Genomic DNA, 16646 nt, shown 5'->3' on the forward strand with positions numbered 1-16646 from the left:
CTCTCATGGGTGGACGCGAGGGGCGTGCCCTCGGCCGAGTCTTTGGGTGCTATTCGGTAGATACGGTCGTGGTCACGGCGGAGATGCCCGGGGTCGTCTCGTTCGCGTCGAGCGAGATGTCACCGGCCGCAACGCCGTCGATGAGTGCAAGGGCGAGGTCCTTGGCCGCGGCCGCTTTCGCTTCGACGGCTCGTTGATAGTCGGCGATCTCGGCCAGTGCCTTCTCGAGTTGCTGCGATTCTTCTGCGGTGAAGCCCGGGATGCGCCAGGTCTGCCACTCGCTTCCCGCTTCGCAGCGAGTGTTGATGACGGCGGCGAGAACGTTCGGTCTGAGGGGCGCCCGTTGGTCGATACGGAGAAGCTTCGCAGGTGCGCCGACCAACGATCCACCAACCGGATCGACCACCGCTCGCGGTGCAGGCTTCTCGACGAAGACGATGTCGCCGGGTTCGGTGCGCCTCGCCCGTGGATAGCGCCGGGCGGCGTCGAACGGGTCCAGGCGCAACACATCGTCCGGAAGCACTCGGACGGTACCGGCGTCATCAGCGTCGCGCGGGTCGATACGGCTGCCGCCTTTCACGGTGACCATTTTCCGTTCGACCAGCTCGGCGAGCGAATGGTCCTGTGTCCGAAACCGGCCCGAGGCCGGTGCGATGAGTACGTCCACCGTCCGGATGGGTGCCGAAGTCTCCAAGGTTGCGCGATGAACGCGGTCCGTGTGAGTGTCCTGCGCGCGGGACCGGAGCTTTGGTGCGCTGGTGCCGCGCGGAACGACAGTTCCGCTTGCGCGGATGCCGAGCAGGTCGCGTCGGCGGACGAAACGGTGTGCGCGGCCGGGGTTTTGATCGAGCACGGCGGAAACGTCTGCGGCCACATCGCCGAGATCCGCGGAGCCGACAGTATCGAGGTCGGCGACCGCGACGTGGTCAGCCTCGGTGCCGCCCTGGCAGATCCACAAAGCTTGACTCTGCCGGTGGGCCTGACGCCACAGTCCCCGTGGAAGGCGCAGGGCGCACACGACATTGCCGATCTTGAGGGTCTCCGAACGACGCACTTGAAGGTCGCCGGCGAGATGATCGGTCAAGGCTGCAGCCGAAGCCATGACCACGGCTACCTCACCGTCTCGCAGATCCAGGACGATGCCGTCGACCGCGTCGAGGGCACCGGCCACTGGAGATCCGACGAAGGAAGCAACCGTGACAGATCTGTCGGGTGCAGTGTCGATCAGTTCGATGCGGCAGATTGCCGCACGCCGCCGTAGATTTCGGATATCTGCGACGTGAGCGCCGATCGCGCATTGCTCCTCGGCGTTCACGCATGCCAGAGCCAACGTCGGATCACCCGCCGGGACGATCGAAACGCCATCGGCATCGAGATGTGAAAGCAAGGCGCCGACGATACTGCGAACAACCTCGAATCCTTCACGCTTGAGGTCTCTGACTCCGCGTGAACGTCCCAGTCGCCCCTTCTCCAGACGGTCGAGGGCGTCCGGGGTGCCCAGCGACGCGTCGATGAGTTGTTCGGTGAAGTGCAACAGATCGTCCGAGGCATCGAGCGCCCGGATTTCGCGAAGAATCGACAGATCGTCCGGGTCGGCCTCTGTCGCTACTTCGATGAGCGATTCGGCTGTAGCAGTGGAAAGTTCGACTCCAGAGATTGCGTACAAGGCGAGGAGGCAGATGACGTCGTCATATCGAATACCGTGCGGTACAGCCACTGCGCCGACGTCCAGATGCTGCTCGTCACGATTCTTGCCTCGGCGTGTTCGCTGCAACCAAGCGACGATCTCCTGCTCGTCGAAGTGCTCGACGCCGCCGATAGTGGCGACCGGCGGGGGAAACGGCATCGACTCGCCGTGCACGATAGTTCGCTTACGCCACTGGCTGACCGCCGGCCGCGATACCCTCGCAAGATCGGCGACGTCCTGCATGGTCAGAGTTCCCATCGGGCGGTCACCTCCTCGGCGTATTCAGCTGACTCTCACACCTTAGTAGGCGAACGTTACTCATCAACTTTGATCACTGTTAAGCCGCCTTAACACTGATCCGCCTGTTCTGAACGCGAACCTGCTGCGAGTGTGGCTCTCGGCAGCCGAATCCGCGGTCGCCGGAACCACAAGGAGTTGGGTATGGACACCATGCACCCGCCCGCCCGCTTCAACGAGGCGAGCACAGCCGTCGTGATCGATGGTCTGACCGTGACCGACAAGGACGTCGTTCGTGAGGCGCAACGTTGGACAACCGGAGAGCGCGACGCAGTCGTCGATGACGTAGCGGCCCTCGCTGAGGCGGACCTCGGTGGGTTTGTCACCAAGGCGATCACGATCGGCGCGCACGCGCTGTCGGCTACCGGACAGGCCCAGGAAGCGCGGGCGTTGGAGCGCATGGTCACCGAGCTCAGTGAGAAAGCAGCGACTTCCACCGCCGAGGCGGCCGCCATGACCGACCGCAGCGTCAAGGCGGCCTCGGAGTCGGTGAGCAAGGCTGCAGCTGACGCGCAGAAGGCGTTTCGGGAGGCGGATGAAGCGACCCGCAAGGCCCTCACCGAGGCGATCGCCGGGATGAAGCGCGAGACCGAAGCGGAGCTCAAGCGGCTCTTCGGCGGTACTCACCCCGAAGTCATCGACCGCTTCGCTCCGCTGCTCGAGCAGTTCGCCGCGAACCTGGACAAGCGGGCGTCTGCCAACACGTCTGAGCTTCTGACGAAGGCCGCCAAACAGTTCGACCCCAGCGATCCGTCGTCTCCGATGGCCAAGCACACGGCAGACCTGACGAAGCGACAGGAGGCACTGACCGAGCAAATGGGCAAACAGCACGCGGAGTTGACCGAACGACTCGACGTGGTGGTCACTGCCCTGAAGGTCGCCGAGGCGAAAGCCTCGGTCACCAAGGTGTCGCCGATCAAAGGTGGGACCTACGAGTCCGAGATTCACGCGGTTGTCCACGCGATCGCTTCGGGACTCGGTGACGAGTACACCGAGACCGGGACAATCGTCGGATCAGTCGCGCGTTCCAAGAAGGGCGATGGAGTCCTCATCGTGGACGGTGGTGCGGCACGAGTTGTCGTCGAAGTGACCGACTCCAAGCGTGACGGATGGGGCGCGTACTTCGACGAGGCGGAACGCAACCGCAAGGCCGAAGCCGCGATCGGCCTGGTCCGGACGGTCGAGCAGAACTGCGGTGAGACGATTCGGGTCCTCGGCAAACGGCGCATCGTCCTTGCCTTCGATCCGGGCGTGGACGATCCCGATCTCGTCCGAGCGGCCCTGATGCTTCTCCGGACATCCGCGCTTGCCGCAGCCGGCAGAAGTGGCGCTCACGAGATCGCGACCGCCGAAGAGAAGATCACCGCCGCCGTCGACGAGCTCGGCAAGATCGAGGACATCAAGAAGGCTGCCGGCTCTATCCAGAGCAATGTGCAGAAGATCGAGAAGTCATGCAGCTCGATCTACACCAGCATCGATCGTCTGCTCGCGGAAGCGTTGAACGCGCTCGCGGGCGTGGACACGGATGCACCGGTCGCGGAGTCCATCGAAGCTCAGGAGCGAGGTGTGGCGTGATGACCTGTGGCGCCGTACAGCTACCCGCTGACATGGCCCGGGCCGTCGACGAGACAGTCGGGCGCGGGTGGTTCCCGTTGCTCACTCGGCTTCACAATCAGCTCTTTACGGTGACGACCGACTTCGCGTATGCGGAGGTAAGGAAGGAGTCCGGAATTCTCCGGTGCCATGTCGTCTACGGCCAATCCGTCGACAGTTTCACCAGAGGCGTGTGCGAGCGATTGGTCGACGCGAGCGTCGACGAGTCGAGCACTGTATGTGAGCTATGCGGCCGCCGTGGAAAGTTGCGGCAGAGCACGGCGGGTATCCGGGCGATGTGTGAGCTCTGCTCCGAATCTTAGATCAAGCTGCCTCGGACCGTAGCGGCGTCGCCCGTCCGGATGAACTCTCTTCCGTCCGTGTCGGTCGTGCGGAGGAGTCTGCATCCGACTCGCCCTGGAGGTTCTCGGAACTATGTGCAATCGAAGTAATCAGCGCGCTTTTTCGAAGGAGCTATACATGCGCACTCTCATCCGCGTGACCACCATCGCCGCGAGCGTGGCGGCACCGGTGCTCGGGTTGGCGGTCCCCGCCCACGCCGTGATCACCGATCAATACGACCGTGTCAAGACGGTCTTCTGTTCGACCGAGCGTTACGGAAACGAGGTTGAGTACGACAACGGAAATCGCCACTACGATCAACGAGTTCAGTTGTCCGAGCGCAACAATGGGCTCTGGTGTGGATCGTCGAGTTTTACCGAGTACAAGGAGTACGGGCAGTACATCTCGGCAAGCATCCAGAATGACAACGCGAATTACGTGTACTGCGCGATCTGGATCAACGGTGGCATCGCAGAACGCGACGAAGACCGATCCGAGTACGGCGCCTGGGCGATCTGCTGATCCATCTCAGTTGATGGAGCGCGAGAGGGGTTCGGCCACAGTGAGATTCAGCGCACCTTCGGCAAACCGTGACACCGGCCCGATCGCGGCGTCGAGCGCCGCGTCGTAGCCGTCGCGCGCCTGACCCCACAACCGGCCCGAGGCGCCGTCCGGCGTCACCCCGACGAGAGCGATCAACTCGCCGGTCGTGGGGATGCAGATGGCCCACACGAAACGCGTCTCGGTGTCCCAGTCGGAGTTGGCTGCCTCGACGTAGTCGGCGGGGTCCTCGACCCCGAGAAGAGACAACGCCGGGACGTCGGTGATCCGGTCGTCCGCACGAAGCGAACGCAGGTACCACGTCCCGGCGTTGATCTCGACTGGTTGCACAGTGTCCCTTCGATACGCTCGCAAGCTCGCTACTCAGGGAGCAGGGAGGCTCGCAAGCTCGCTACTCAGGGAGCGGGCGGCTCGCAAGCTCGCTACTCAGGGAGCGGCCCACGAAGGCCGGCGAGGTTGCCTCACCAGGCCTTCGTGGCTCGTCGCTTACGCTCCTCGCACCTCAGGCAGCGAGTGGGTTACTTCAGCTCGAGCAGCACGGTGCCCTGGGTGACCGCGGCGCCGGCCTCGATGGTCAGACCGGTGACCACGCCGTCCTTGTGGGCGGTGACCGGGTTCTCCATCTTCATGGCCTCGAGGACGACGACCAGATCGCCGGCGGAGACTTCCTGGCCCTCTTCCACGGCGACCTTGACGACGGTGCCCTGCATCGGAGCGGCCACAGCGTCACCGGAAACGGCTGCCCCGCCGCCCTTCTTGCGCGAGCGGGCCTTCGGCTTCTTGCGGATGACACCGTTGGTCGAGCCGCCGCCGCCACCGAGGGCGAGATCGCCCGGCAGCGAGACCTCGACGCGGCGTCCGCCGACCTCCACCACGACCTTCTGGCGCGGTGCGGCGTCGTCTTCCTCGATCGGCTCTCCACCGGTGTACGGCTCGATCGGGTTCTCCCAATCGGTCTCGATCCACTTGGTGTAGACGTCGAACTTCTCACCGTCGCCGATGAACGCCGGATTGGAGACGATGTGGCGGTGGAACGGGATGACCGTCGCGAGGCCCTCGACCTGGAACTCGGCGAGTGCGCGACGCGAACGCTCGAGCGCCTGCTCGCGGGTCTCGCCGGTGACGATCAGCTTGGCCAGCATCGAGTCGAACTGGCCGCCGATGACGTCGCCCTCGACAACACCGGAGTCGACGCGCACGCCGGGTCCGGTCGGCTCCTTGTAGACCGAGATGGGGCCGGGGGCCGGCAGGAAGTTGCGGCCGGCGTCCTCGCCGTTGATCCGGAACTCGAAGGCGTGGCCGCGCGGGGTCGGATCCTCGGTGAACTCGAGCTTCTCGCCGTTGGCGATGCGGAACTGCTGGCGGACGAGGTCGATGCCCGCGGTCTCCTCGGTGACCGGGTGCTCGACCTGCAGACGGGTGTTGACCTCGAGGAACGAGACCAGGCCGTCGTTGCCGACCAGGAACTCGACGGTGCCCGCGCCGTAGTAGCCGGCCTCGCGGCAGATGGCCTTGGCGGACTCGTGGATCTTGGTGCGCTGCTCGTCGGTCAGGAACGGCGCCGGGGCCTCCTCGACGAGCTTCTGGAAACGACGCTGCAGCGAGCAGTCGCGGGTACCGGCGACGATGACGTTGCCGTGCTGGTCGGCGATGACCTGCGCCTCGACGTGGCGGGCCTTGTCCAGGTAGCGCTCCACGAAGCACTCACCGCGGCCGAACGCGGCGATGGCCTCACGGGTTGCCGACTCGAACAGGTGCGGGATCTCTTCGATGGTGTAGGCGACCTTCATGCCGCGACCGCCACCGCCGAACGCGGCCTTGATCGCGACGGGCACGCCGTGCTCCTTGGCGAAGGCGACGACCTCGTCGGCGTCCTTGACCGGGTCCTTGGTGCCGGGCGCCATCGGTGCGTCGGCCTTCAGCGCGATGTGACGGGCGGTGACCTTGTCGCCGAGGTCGCGGATCGACTGGGGTGACGGTCCGATCCAGATCAGCCCGGCGTCGATGACGGCCTGGGCGAAGTCGGCGTTCTCGGACAGGAAGCCGTAACCGGGGTGGATCGCGTCGGCGCCCGACTTGGCGGCGGCGTCGAGGATCTTGTCGAAGACCAGGTACGACTCGGCCGAGGTCTGGCCGCCCAGTGCGAAAGCCTCGTCGGCGAGCTTGACGAACAGTGCGTCCGCGTCGGGCTCGGCGTACACGGCGACGCTCGCGAGGCCCGCATCCCGGGCTGCGCGGATCACACGGACAGCGATCTCGCCTCGATTGGCGATGAGGACCTTGCTGATTGCGGTACTGGGCACTTGTTCTCCTGGGCCTTACTCGTACTCAGGTGCTCACGACGCGCGGTGGCGCGTGCGACACGGTTGTCGGACAACGGTCAAGACGGGGGTGCAGCCTTCGCCGGCCGGGATGCGGACGGTGATGGCGCGGACGACGCCGGGAGTCCGGGCGTCGCGACCTTCCGGCAAATACAGTAGCCCACCGAGCAATCGTTCGGTGGAGCCGTGGGTCACAACGCGCGGGAGAATGTGCTCGCATCACCGAGGCGTCGTACGAGTTCGGCGAAATTGTGCAGGTAGGCGTGTACGGGACCGATGGTCGGATCAATGTCACTCGCCTCCGCGTCGACCGGAAAAGGTGACGCATCCGGCATCGGGGCCCCGACGGGGGGAGTCTCGGTCGACGACTCGCCGACGCCGAATTCGCGGAGCGGGGATTCGCGCGGGAAACGGGCCGAATAGCGCAAACCGGACGGCGTCCGGTTGATCCAGATGTAGACCTCGTGCGGTGAGTAGCTGTGGCTGCGAATCACCTTCGCGCGGCCGGCGTCGGCCGCCCCGGCGCCCGGCGCGTACCGGGTGTCGATGAACGAGATCACGAACCGCGGCTCACCGTGGTGGCCGATCAGGTCGGCCACGCGAAGGAAGGGTAGCGAGGCGCCCCGGCGACCGCGCTTGAGGACGGCCGTGGCGCGGGTGACCGCCTGGTCGAAGGTCGGGGAGTCGGACATGTCCATCCAGAACGGCGCGACGCCCACGAACCACCCCAGCGCGGTCAGCCACTGCGCGTCGTCACGGGTGTGCCGGGGCAGCACGCAGCGGAACTCCGCGTCGTCGGTCATCTCGTGATGGACCATCGCGAACGCGGCGAGGATGCCCGCGGTCAGCGTTCCGCCGGCCTCCGAACAGATCGCGGTGAACCGGTTGGCCGTCTCGTCGTCGGCGACGACGCCCCACAGCGACTCCTGCGGGATCGTCGTCTCCTCGAGGTACTGCTGATCGGCTTCGTCCCCGATTCCGCGGCTGGTGCCCTGCGGGGACCGCAGCAGGGCCGGCATGTCGCTGGCGCCCGTGCGCAGGAACTCCGACCACAGGGCCACTGCCGGATGGTCGCCGCCGGTCTGGTCGGCGCGGCGTCGTTCCTCGGCGCTGAAGTCGACGTAGCTGCCGACCGCGGGCAGGTTGGCGGTCCGGTGTTCGCGTGCCGCGCGGTACAGCGAGACGAGCTCCTGCTGGGCCATGATCAGCGAGTAGCCGTCGACCAGGGAGTGGTCCGCGGCGAACAGCAGGGTGAACGAGTCGGCGCGTCCCACCGTCGCGAACAGGTAGGCGGGCCAGTGCAGCGGCGCGGTGGCACGGTCGAAGGAGCCGCCCAGTTGCTCGACGAGGGGGCCGGGCTCGGCGAACCAGCCGATGCGTCCCATCTTGAGTTTCACGGTGCCGGGGTCGGTGGTGAGTCGCTGCAGGCCCGTCCCCGTGATCACGACGTGGCTGCGCAGGACCTCGTGACGGTCGATCCACTGGGTCAGCACCGAGCGGATCGCCGGGATCGACAACGGTTCGTCCAACTCGATCGACAGGCCCAGCCAGGCCTCCCGCCCACCCTCGCGCTGGGTCCGCACCCGATAGTCGAAGGCGGCACGCAGATGCTGTTCGTGGTTGTGCGAGGTCAGGCGGGGATCAGGACGCCAGGCGCCCAACCCGCCGGAGACATAGGGGGTCCACTCGACGAGACCCCCCGGTGCGATCGGCTCGTCGCGGATCTGGATGAACTTCATACCCCGGGTGTGTCGGACCCGGAACCGGCCGTCTGATCGCGCACCTGCGCCTTGATCCGGCCGAGCATGCCCGCCATACCCCGGAGGCGGAGCAGACTGACCGCGCTGCCCAGACCGAGGTCGTAGTAGAAGTCCGACGGGACGTCGAGGATCTCCTGCGCCGACGCGGTGTCGAGACCCTGGTGCAGGATCGCCGCGAATCCGCGCGTCGTCGGCGCCTCACGCGGCGCGGTGAAGTACAGCCGTACCGATTCCGGATCGCCGGCGTCGACGGACAGGAACACCGGTGACTGGCACTCCGGTACCGGTTCCATCGCCTCCTGTTGCAGATGCTCAGGGAGGTCGGGTAGTTCGCCGGCGAATTCCAGGAGCAAGGTGATCTTGTCGGAATCACCTAGTGCGGCAAAGTCTTCGACGATTTCTGCCAGGGCTGGGGGCAAGCTCATCGTCGGTCAGGGCTCACTTGCGGCCGGGCGCGGCACCCGGCTCGTCGCCGACGGCGATGGGTACGCGAACCGCGTTGCCCCACTCGGTCCACGATCCGTCGTAGTTGCGAACCCTGGTGTGCCCCAGCAGGTGGGTCAGCACGAACCAGGTGTGGCTGGAACGCTCGCCGATGCGGCAGTAGGCGATCATGGGCTTGTCTTTCGCGAAGTCGCCGTAGATCTCGTCGAGCTCGGCGCGCGAACGGAACCGGCCGTCCGGAGCAGCGGCCCTGGCCCACGGGATCGACACCGCGGTGGGGATGTGACCGCCGCGCAGCGCACCCTCCTCGGGGTAGTCGGGCATGTGGGTGCGTTCGCCGGTGTACTCCTGCGGCGAGCGGACATCGACGAGCGGTTCGGTGCCGAGCGCCTCGAGGACCTGCGGGGCGAAGGCGCGGATCTTCGTGTCGTCGCGCTCGACGACGGGGTAGTCCGACCGCGGGTATTCGGGGACGTCGAAGGAGGTGTCCCGGTCCTCGGCCATCCACGCGTCGCGACCACCGTCGAGCAGGCGCACGTCCTCGTGACCGAACAGCGTGAACACCCAGAGTGCGTACGCCGCCCACCAGTTGCTCTTGTCGCCGTAGATGACGACGGTGTCGTCGCGCTCGATTCCCTTGCTGCGCATCAGTTCTGCGAACTGCTCGCCGTTGATGTAGTCGCGGGTCACCGGATCGTTGAGATGCAGGTGCCAGTCGACCTTCTGCGCTGTGGGGATGTGGCCGATGTCGTAGAGCAGCACGTCCTCATCGGATTCGATGATCTTGAGGCCTTTGGCGCCGAGATGAGCCGACAGCCACTGGGTGGACACCAACCGCTCGGGGTGGGCGTACTCGGCGAAGGCCGGATTCGGGTCGGTTTCAACACTCACGGTCTGTTCTCCAGCTTGGTGCGTTCGGGCGTCTCGACGTACATCGCGCGGACCGTGACCGGTCCCGGATACAAAGGGTAGGGCATGGGCGCGTGCGACTGCCCGGTGGCAGATGGGCTCCCGTCTGTCGCAGCTGATGAGGGCGTGCTTCGGTCGGATGACAATCCCCAGGTCAAGGGGTGGTTGCCTGCTAAGTTCGCCCAATGATCGATCGACGTGGGGCTCGCGTGGAGCGCCGGGATGTCTCGCGAATGGTCCGGTGGAGTGTTCCGTTGGCGGTGCTGGTGCTCGCCGTGACGAGTGGATGTTCGCTCATCTCCTCCGACGACCCGTCGAGCCCGGCGCCGTCGGCGTCGGCCTCGACGTCGACCTCCTCGTCACCGGGATCGCCGACACCGAGTACACGGTCGAGCATCCCGTCGTCGACGCCGGGCGACGCCGACCCCAGGGGATGCCGTCCGGACGACTGCCCGAAGCTGGCGACGCCGACGGCGGAACTCATGACCAGCGGGGTGAATTCGTCCAACGTCGACACCGCGGTACCGAAGTACCTCACCACGCTGCTCGACGACCTCGACCAGACGTGGGGTGGATGGTTCGGTGAACTCGGTTGGGGTGACCCCGCGCCGGGACGTGTCCTGATCGAGTCGGGCACCTCGTTCGCCACCGAGTGCATCGACGAGGACGGGGCGTCCAACCGGATTCCGTCCGACGAGGCGAACGCCTTCTTCTGCGGGGTCGACGAGGAACCCAACGGCGACGGCCAGGAGACCGAGGGCAGCATCGTGCTGCCGGTCGACACCTTCGCCGCCATCTGGGACGGGAACGTCTTCGGGGTGCCGTCGCCGATCGTCGGGGACTTCACCGCCGCGATCGTCGTCGCCCACGAGTACGGGCACAACGTGGTGTTCCGGATGGCCGAGGCGTTCGGCATCCCGGAGCGGCGACTGCCTCAGGGCAAGAACAGCGAACTGATCGCCGACTGCCTCGCATCCAACTGGGCGGCCACGGCCTACCAGCGTGATGCGTTGGGCGCCAAGGAGATCCTCCAGGTTGCGACCCTGCTCCCGATCATCGGTGACACCGGCGGCGCGATGGGGCACGGGTCGGCGACCGAACGCGCGCGGGCGCTGACCATCGGCCTGACCGGACCGCAGTTCAATCGTCAGGGACAGCCCGTGGACTGCCTGCAGCGGTACTGGCCGGAGTTCTTCGAGGTGGGGTGACCCTTCGAGGCAGTGAGAATGGGTGTGGGTGGTCAGTGCTTCCAGAAGTCGGTGACCGACAACCCGACCTCGGTCAGGAGCCGGTGGACGAGCGGCAGACCGATCCCGATGACCGACGAAGGATCGCCCTCGATGCGTTCGACCAGCCAGCCGCCGAGTCCGTCGAGGGTGAACGCACCAGCGACCTGTAGCGGTTCGCCGCTGTCCACATAGCGAGCGACCACGTCGTCGTCGGCATCGGTGAAATGGATTGTCGTGGAACTCGTCCCGGTCGCGCTGGTCGAGCCGCCATCGGGATCGAGCCGGATCAGGTGGTGGCCGGTGAGCAGGTCGGCGTTGCGGCCGCGCATCTCGGCCCACTGCGCGAGTGCACGTTCGGGCGTGTGCGGCTTGCCGAGCAGGCGGTCGTCGAGACGCAGCATCGAGTCACAGCCGATCACCACGACCGTCTCGCCGTTCTCGGCCGCACCGGCGATCTCCGGCAGCGCGGCGACGGCCTCGGCCTTCGCCCGTGCCAACTCGGCGACGACGGCGTCGGCGGGAGTGGCCGGCGGCAACTGTTCGAGCAGCGCGTCCTCGTCCACGTCGGAAACGCGCACCACCGGTTCGACACCGGCGGCGCGCAGGACCCGCAGGCGGGCCGGGGAGGCGGACCCGAGCACGAAGACCGGGCCGGCGGTGGCCGGCCCGGTCTCGTGCGTGTTCGACCCGATCTGGGAATCAGGCACTGTTCAGTAGCGCAGATTGGTGAAGCTCGACGGTGCGCCCCACTGGGGACGGAGTCGATCGACCGGGCGACCCCAGTCGTTGCGGATCTCCGGCTCCGGCTCACCACCGCCGGCACCCGCGCCGGCCAGGACGCTCACCAGCACGGCGAGGTCCTCATCGGTCGGGTTGCCGTTGACGACGGTCAGGAACGGCTTCTCGGCTGCCTTCTCGGTGCTCTCGTTCACGGATGCCTCGCTCGCTGGGCTCTCACTCACAGGGGGATGTTCCCGTGCTTCTTCGGCGGCAGGTTGACCATCTTGCGCTCGAGCAGCTTGAGTGCGGTCGCGATCTGGCCGCGGGTGTGGCTCGGCGGGATGACCGCGTCGACGTAACCGCGGGCGGCGGCGACGTACGGGTTGACGAGGGTGTCCTCGTACTCCTGCTGCAGCTCGAGGCGCAGTGCGTCGACGTCCTCGCCCTTCGCAGCGGCCTCTTTGAGCTGATTGCGGTAGACGAATCCGACGGCGCCGGAGGCACCCATGACAGCGATCTGCGCCGTGGGCCATGCGAGGTTCACGTCGGCACCCATGTGCTTGGAGCCCATGACGTCGTAGGCGCCGCCGTAGGCCTTACGGGTGATGACCGTGATCTTGCCGACCGTCGCCTCGCCGTAGGCGTAGAGCAGCTTGGCGCCGCGGCGGATGATGCCGCGGTACTCCTGGTCGGTGCCGGGCAGGAAGCCGGGGACGTCGACCAGGGTGACGATCGGGATGTTGAAGGCGTCGCAGGTGCGCACGAAACGTGCGGCCTTCTCCGAGGCGTCGATGTCGAGGCAGCCGGCGAACTGGGTGGGCTGGTTGGCGACGATGCCGACACTGCGACCGTCGACGCGGCCGTAACCGACGACGATGTTCTTCGCGTAGTCGGCCTGGATCTCGAGGAACTCGTCGTCGTCGAGGATGCGACGGATGACCTCGTGCATGTCGTACGGCTGGTTCGGCGAATCCGGGATGAGCGTGTCGAGCTCGAGGTCCTCGTCGGTCAGGGTGTCCTCGATGGAGCCGGCGGCCGGCTGCGCGACCGGCAGACGCGGGGCATCGGCACGGTTGTTGCTCGGCAGGTAGCTCAGGAGTTCCTTGACGTACTCGAGCGCGTCCTCTTCGTCGGAGGCGACGTAGTGCGCGGTGCCCGACTTCGACATGTGGGTACTCGCGCCGCCGAGTTCCTCCTGGGTGACCTCTTCACCGGTGACGGTCTTGATGACGTCCGGGCCGGTGATGAACATCTGGCTGGTCTGGTCGACCATGACCACGAAGTCGGTCAGGGCCGGGGAGTACACGTGGCCGCCGGCGGCTGCACCCATGATCAGCGAGATCTGGGGGATGACACCTGATGCGCGGACGTTGCGGTGGAAGATCTCGCCGTACAGGCCGAGCGAGACCACGCCCTCCTGGATACGCGCGCCGGCGCCGTCGTTGATGCCGATCAGCGGGCGGCCGGTCTTGATGGCCAGATCCATGACCTTGACGATCTTCTCGCCGTAGACCTCACCGAGGCTGCCGCCGAAGACGGTGGAGTCCTGCGAGAAGATGCAGACCTCGCGGCCGTCGATCGTGCCGTAGCCGGTGACCACACCGTCTCCGACCGGTCGACGCTCGGCGAGGCCGAAGTTCGTGCTGCGATGCTTCGCCAGCGCGTCGAGTTCGACGAACGAGCCCTCGTCGAGCAGATGGGTGATCCGCTCACGGGCGGTCAGTTTGCCCTTTGCATGGGTCTTCTCGACGGCGGCCTCGCCCACGGGGTGCTTCGCCTCTTCGAGACGATTGCGCAGATCGGCGAGCTTCCCCGCTGTCGTGTGGATGTCGGGAGCGGCGGCATCGTCGCGTGAAGCTGTGGTCATGACTGTCGATGCTAACTACCCGGGTGTGAGCCACGTCAACCGGATCAACGTGAGATATCCCTCAGGTTCCCGAGCGATCGGTCGGTGGTTGTTCATTTGTTAGGTTCTTCAGACATGTCCCTCGACGCCGACCTGCTCCGGACCCGACTCGCCGACACGCGCTGGCACCGGATCGAGGTGGTCGATTCCACCGGGTCGACCAACGCCGACCTGGTGACCCGCGCGGCGACCGAACCGGTCGACGGCACGGTGCGCCTGACCACCGACCAGACCGCAGGTCGGGGTCGGCACGCGAGGACCTGGACCGCGCCGCGCGGGACGCAGCTGGCGATGTCGGCGGCGGTCGACGTCGGCGAGCACACCGAACACCTCGGCTGGTTGTCGTTGCTGGCCGGGCTCGCCGCGGTGCAGGGAATCAGTGAGGCGATCGGCGTGCGGCCGGGTCTCAAGTGGCCCAACGACGTGCTGATCGACGGGCGCAAGACCGCCGGAATCCTCTCGGAGTACACGCGTTCACCCCACACCCGGCACGGGGACGGCGGGGTGGCCGTGATCGGCACCGGCCTCAACACGACGATGTCCGAGGACCAGCTCCCGGTCCCGACCGCCACCTCGCTGCAGCTGGCGACCGGTGAGGACGTCCCGCTCACCGAGCTGGCGGCGTCGTACCTGCGGGCACTGTCGGATCTGCTCGACCGGTGGCCGAACGACGTCGACGGCCTCGCGGCGCGCTACCGGGAGGACAGCGACACCATCGGGCGCCGCGTACGACTGGTGCTTCCCGGCGACGAGGAGGTCGTCGGGACCGCAACCGGCGTCGACGCGTCCGGGCGGATCGTCGTCGACGCCGACGGTCGTCAGGTGATCGCGGCCGCCGGGGACGTCACGCACCTGCGGCCGGTCTAGAAGACGTGCGGGTCAGCGCTGCAGGCTCTTGATGCCCATCGCCGGGATGATCGTCAACGGCGGCAGACCGATGACGAAATGCAGGATCGCGGTCTCGATGCCGACCGAAGTCTGCTGGTAGGTGAGGATCGGGATCAGCACCGCGGCGATCAGGAGCAGCCCGACGATCCACCGATAGAACTGGTTGGGCGCCGGCGTGATGAGCTGCAGCACATACCAGAGCGCGCCGGCGGCGAGCGCGCACAGGAATCCCACGACACCGAACCAGATCTCGCTGGCCGCCACCGGGTTCCAGACACCGAGCTTGCCGGACTCGTTCACCTTCTCGACGAACGCCGCGATGATCCAGGCGACCAGCCATGCAGCGAGGCCGGTGACCACACCGGTCATCACCACGCCACCGGCGAAGGTGACCGGGTTGACGTCGGGTGCGCGTCGCGGCGCCCGGTCCGGCAGCGGCTGCTCGGCGTACCCGCCCGGTGCGGCGGGGCCGTCGGCCGGGTACGGATCCCGGTACGGCTCGGCATACGGATCCTGCCGGCTGTAGGCCCGCGAGTCGGGGTTGTACCCGGACTCGTAGCGGGCGGTCCGTGGGTCGGGATCGCGGTGCGGGCCCCGCGGGTCCTGGTAGGTCATGACAATTCTCCTCGCCGACCGCCCCAACGTGCCCGGCAGTCGATCGGTACTGGTGTCTCGCAGTCTACTCAGCGTGGCCCCGGGCAGGGCCGTCCCGATTATGCTGAGCCGCATGGCTTACCCGCGGGAGAACCTGGCGCCCGGTGAACGTGTCGTTCTCCACCGGCATCCTCATTGGAAGTGTCTGCTCGGTCCGTTCCTGTTGTTCGGGATCATCACCGCGGCCGCGGGTGTCCTCGCGGGCGTGATCACCGGATCGTCGCTGGGCTCGACCCCGCGGACTGTGCTGCTGATCGTCGTCGGCGTGGTGTGGGCACTCGGCCTCGTCTGGTATTTCGTCCGGCCGTTGCTGTCCTGGAAGACGACGCACTTCGTCCTGACCGACCGCCGGGTGATGTTCCGCAACGGAATCCTCACCCGGTCGGGTATCGACATCCCGATCCGGCGGATCAACACCGTCGAGTTCCGGCACGGCGTCATCGACCGGATGCTCCGGACCGGCACGCTGGTCATCGAGTCGGCCTCCGACGAACCGCTGTCCTTCGACGACATCCCGCAGGTGGAGAAGGTCCATTCGCTGCTCTACCACGAAGTGCTCGAGATGTACGGCGACGACGCGGAAGACGACCACGGCGTCCCGGACGGCCCCGCCGACCGTCCCGAGAGCAGAGGGGCGCGGGAACGTTGACCAACGTGCTGCTCGCCGAGGACGACACCGCGATCGCCGAACCGCTCGCGCGGGCCCTCTCCCGCGAGGGATACGGGTGCGATGTCGTGAGCACCGGTGCCGACGCGCTCGAGAAGGCCCTCGACAGCCGCTACGAGCTGCTCATCCTCGACCTCGGACTCCCGGTCCTCGACGGCCTCGAGGTGTGCCGGCGGGTGCGCGCCCAGCGTCCCGCGCTCGCGGTCCTCATGCTCACCGCACGCACCGACGAGGTCGACTTCGTGGTCGGCCTGGACGCCGGTGCAGACGACTACGTGGGCAAACCGTTCCGCCTCGCCGAGCTCCTCGCCCGCGTGCGGGCATTGCTCCGCCGGCGTCAGCCCGACGACGGCGAGCCCGTACTCGAGGGCGGCGCGATCCGACTCGACGCGCGGGCACGGCGAGTACTGGTGGACGGACAGGACCTCACCCTGGCCAACCGCGAGTTCGACCTCCTGCGATTCCTCATGGAGCGTGCGGGGGAGGTCGTGACCCGCGAGGAGATCCTCACCGAGGTCTGGGGGTCGGCAGATCTGCGGTCGTCGAAGACCCTCGACATGCACATCTCGTGGCTTCGCCGGAAGATCGGCGACGACCGCCACAACCGCCCGCGGCACATCGTGACGGTGCGCGGCGTCGGTTTCCGGTTCGACCCCTAGGAAGTGCCC

17 protein-coding genes are annotated in these 16646 nt (G+C 66.8%); 6 read left to right on the forward strand and 11 right to left on the reverse strand.

What is annotated here, in order from left to right; genetic code table 11:
• Positions 1-49: 49 nt before the first annotated feature.
• Complete coding sequence (locus IHQ52_RS11860; RefSeq protein ID WP_238064252.1) at positions 50-1945, reverse strand: helix-turn-helix transcriptional regulator; 1896 nt, start codon at positions 1943-1945, stop codon at positions 50-52.
• 183 nt (positions 1946-2128) lie between these two features.
• Here IHQ52_RS11860 and IHQ52_RS11865 point away from each other — a divergent pair, with 183 nt between their 5' ends.
• Both IHQ52_RS11865 and IHQ52_RS11870 read left to right on the forward strand, forming a co-directional pair.
• Positions 2129-3559, forward strand: a complete 1431-nt coding sequence (locus tag IHQ52_RS11865) for a Fis family transcriptional regulator (RefSeq protein ID WP_238064253.1) — start codon at positions 2129-2131, stop codon at positions 3557-3559.
• A gap of 498 nt (positions 3560-4057) precedes the next feature.
• Positions 4058-4441, forward strand: a complete 384-nt coding sequence (locus tag IHQ52_RS11870) for a hypothetical protein (protein ID WP_182155081.1) — start codon at positions 4058-4060, stop codon at positions 4439-4441.
• 6 nt (positions 4442-4447) lie between these two features.
• Here IHQ52_RS11870 and IHQ52_RS11875 read toward each other — a convergent pair whose 3' ends face one another.
• From IHQ52_RS11875 to IHQ52_RS11900, 6 genes are all read right to left on the reverse strand, one after another.
• Entirely contained in the window at positions 4448-4810 is a 363-nt protein-coding gene (locus IHQ52_RS11875) for a GNAT family N-acetyltransferase (protein ID WP_182155083.1), read from the reverse strand.
• Between the two features lie 188 nt (positions 4811-4998).
• Positions 4999-6783 carry an acetyl/propionyl/methylcrotonyl-CoA carboxylase subunit alpha gene (locus IHQ52_RS11880; RefSeq protein WP_182155085.1) on the reverse strand — a complete coding sequence of 595 codons (1785 nt, stop codon included), beginning with the start codon at positions 6781-6783 and terminating at the stop codon, positions 4999-5001.
• Between the two features lie 209 nt (positions 6784-6992).
• Entirely contained in the window at positions 6993-8540 is a 1548-nt protein-coding gene (locus tag IHQ52_RS11885; RefSeq protein ID WP_238064254.1) for a condensation domain-containing protein, read from the reverse strand.
• Entirely contained in the window at positions 8537-8986 is a 450-nt protein-coding gene (locus tag IHQ52_RS11890) for a SufE family protein (protein ID WP_006434573.1), read from the reverse strand. The genes IHQ52_RS11885 and IHQ52_RS11890 overlap by 4 nt, the downstream gene beginning before the upstream one ends.
• 13 nt (positions 8987-8999) lie before the next feature.
• Entirely contained in the window at positions 9000-9896 is an 897-nt protein-coding gene (locus IHQ52_RS11895) for a sulfurtransferase (RefSeq protein WP_238064255.1), read from the reverse strand.
• A 190-nt stretch (positions 9897-10086) separates the two neighbouring features.
• The gene (locus tag IHQ52_RS11900) at positions 10087-10398 is read right to left on the reverse strand and encodes a hypothetical protein (protein WP_006434575.1); all 312 of its coding nucleotides are present in this window, start codon (positions 10396-10398) and stop codon (positions 10087-10089) included.
• Between IHQ52_RS11900 and IHQ52_RS11905 the strand changes: the two genes are divergently transcribed.
• Entirely contained in the window at positions 10397-11122 is a 726-nt protein-coding gene (locus tag IHQ52_RS11905) for a neutral zinc metallopeptidase (protein WP_182155088.1), read from the forward strand. The genes IHQ52_RS11900 and IHQ52_RS11905 overlap by 2 nt on opposite strands.
• A gap of 32 nt (positions 11123-11154) precedes the next feature.
• On the opposite strand, the gene IHQ52_RS11910 is transcribed toward IHQ52_RS11905, so the two are convergent.
• The 3 genes from IHQ52_RS11910 to IHQ52_RS11920 are packed head-to-tail and all read right to left on the reverse strand — an operon-like array spanning position 11155 to position 13730.
• Entirely contained in the window at positions 11155-11850 is a 696-nt protein-coding gene (locus IHQ52_RS11910) for a Maf family protein (RefSeq protein ID WP_238064256.1), read from the reverse strand.
• Positions 11851-11853: 3 nt separating this feature from the next.
• Positions 11854-12105, reverse strand: coding sequence for an acyl-CoA carboxylase subunit epsilon (locus tag IHQ52_RS11915; RefSeq protein WP_006437222.1), 252 nt, complete (start codon positions 12103-12105; stop codon positions 11854-11856).
• Positions 12102-13730, reverse strand: coding sequence for an acyl-CoA carboxylase subunit beta (locus IHQ52_RS11920; protein ID WP_182155445.1), 1629 nt, complete (start codon positions 13728-13730; stop codon positions 12102-12104). The genes IHQ52_RS11915 and IHQ52_RS11920 overlap by 4 nt, the downstream gene beginning before the upstream one ends.
• Before the next feature lie 114 nt (positions 13731-13844).
• On the opposite strand from IHQ52_RS11920, the gene IHQ52_RS11925 reads away from it, so the two are divergent.
• On the forward strand, positions 13845-14636 hold the full coding sequence (locus IHQ52_RS11925; protein ID WP_238064257.1) for a biotin--[acetyl-CoA-carboxylase] ligase: 792 nt from the start codon (positions 13845-13847) through the stop codon (positions 14634-14636).
• Positions 14637-14648: 12 nt separating this feature from the next.
• Here the strand turns inward: IHQ52_RS11925 and IHQ52_RS11930 are convergent, their stop codons facing one another.
• Entirely contained in the window at positions 14649-15272 is a 624-nt protein-coding gene (locus IHQ52_RS11930) for a hypothetical protein (protein WP_006437225.1), read from the reverse strand.
• 100 nt (positions 15273-15372) lie between these two features.
• On the opposite strand from IHQ52_RS11930, the gene IHQ52_RS11935 reads away from it, so the two are divergent.
• Both IHQ52_RS11935 and IHQ52_RS11940 read left to right on the forward strand, forming a co-directional pair.
• Complete coding sequence (locus IHQ52_RS11935; RefSeq protein ID WP_238064258.1) at positions 15373-15960, forward strand: PH domain-containing protein; 588 nt, start codon at positions 15373-15375, stop codon at positions 15958-15960.
• The gene (locus IHQ52_RS11940) at positions 15957-16637 is read left to right on the forward strand and encodes a response regulator transcription factor (protein WP_006437227.1); all 681 of its coding nucleotides are present in this window, start codon (positions 15957-15959) and stop codon (positions 16635-16637) included. Before IHQ52_RS11935 ends, IHQ52_RS11940 begins: the two co-directional genes overlap by 4 nt.
• The last annotated feature ends 9 nt before the right edge of the window (positions 16638-16646 follow it).

This window comes from Gordonia amicalis (assembly GCF_022059885.1).
In the GTDB taxonomy this organism is placed as follows: domain Bacteria; phylum Actinomycetota; class Actinomycetes; order Mycobacteriales; family Mycobacteriaceae; genus Gordonia; species Gordonia amicalis.

Coding starts and splice junctions, on each gene's coding strand:
- IHQ52_RS11860 (WP_238064252.1), bottom strand. CDS start 1,945: ATGGGAACTCTGACCATGCAGGACGTCGCCGATCTTGCGAGGGTATCG.
- IHQ52_RS11865 (WP_238064253.1), top strand. CDS start 2,129: ATGGACACCATGCACCCGCCCGCCCGCTTCAACGAGGCGAGCACAGCC.
- IHQ52_RS11870 (WP_182155081.1), top strand. CDS start 4,058: ATGCGCACTCTCATCCGCGTGACCACCATCGCCGCGAGCGTGGCGGCA.
- IHQ52_RS11885 (WP_238064254.1), bottom strand. CDS start 8,540: ATGAAGTTCATCCAGATCCGCGACGAGCCGATCGCACCGGGGGGTCTC.
- IHQ52_RS11890 (WP_006434573.1), bottom strand. CDS start 8,986: ATGAGCTTGCCCCCAGCCCTGGCAGAAATCGTCGAAGACTTTGCCGCA.
- IHQ52_RS11905 (WP_182155088.1), top strand. CDS start 10,397: ATGACCAGCGGGGTGAATTCGTCCAACGTCGACACCGCGGTACCGAAG.
- IHQ52_RS11900 (WP_006434575.1), bottom strand. CDS start 10,398: ATGAGTTCCGCCGTCGGCGTCGCCAGCTTCGGGCAGTCGTCCGGACGG.
- IHQ52_RS11920 (WP_182155445.1), bottom strand. CDS start 13,730: ATGACCACAGCTTCACGCGACGATGCCGCCGCTCCCGACATCCACACG.
- IHQ52_RS11925 (WP_238064257.1), top strand. CDS start 13,845: ATGTCCCTCGACGCCGACCTGCTCCGGACCCGACTCGCCGACACGCGC.
- IHQ52_RS11930 (WP_006437225.1), bottom strand. CDS start 15,272: ATGACCTACCAGGACCCGCGGGGCCCGCACCGCGATCCCGACCCACGG.
- IHQ52_RS11935 (WP_238064258.1), top strand. CDS start 15,373: ATGCTGAGCCGCATGGCTTACCCGCGGGAGAACCTGGCGCCCGGTGAA.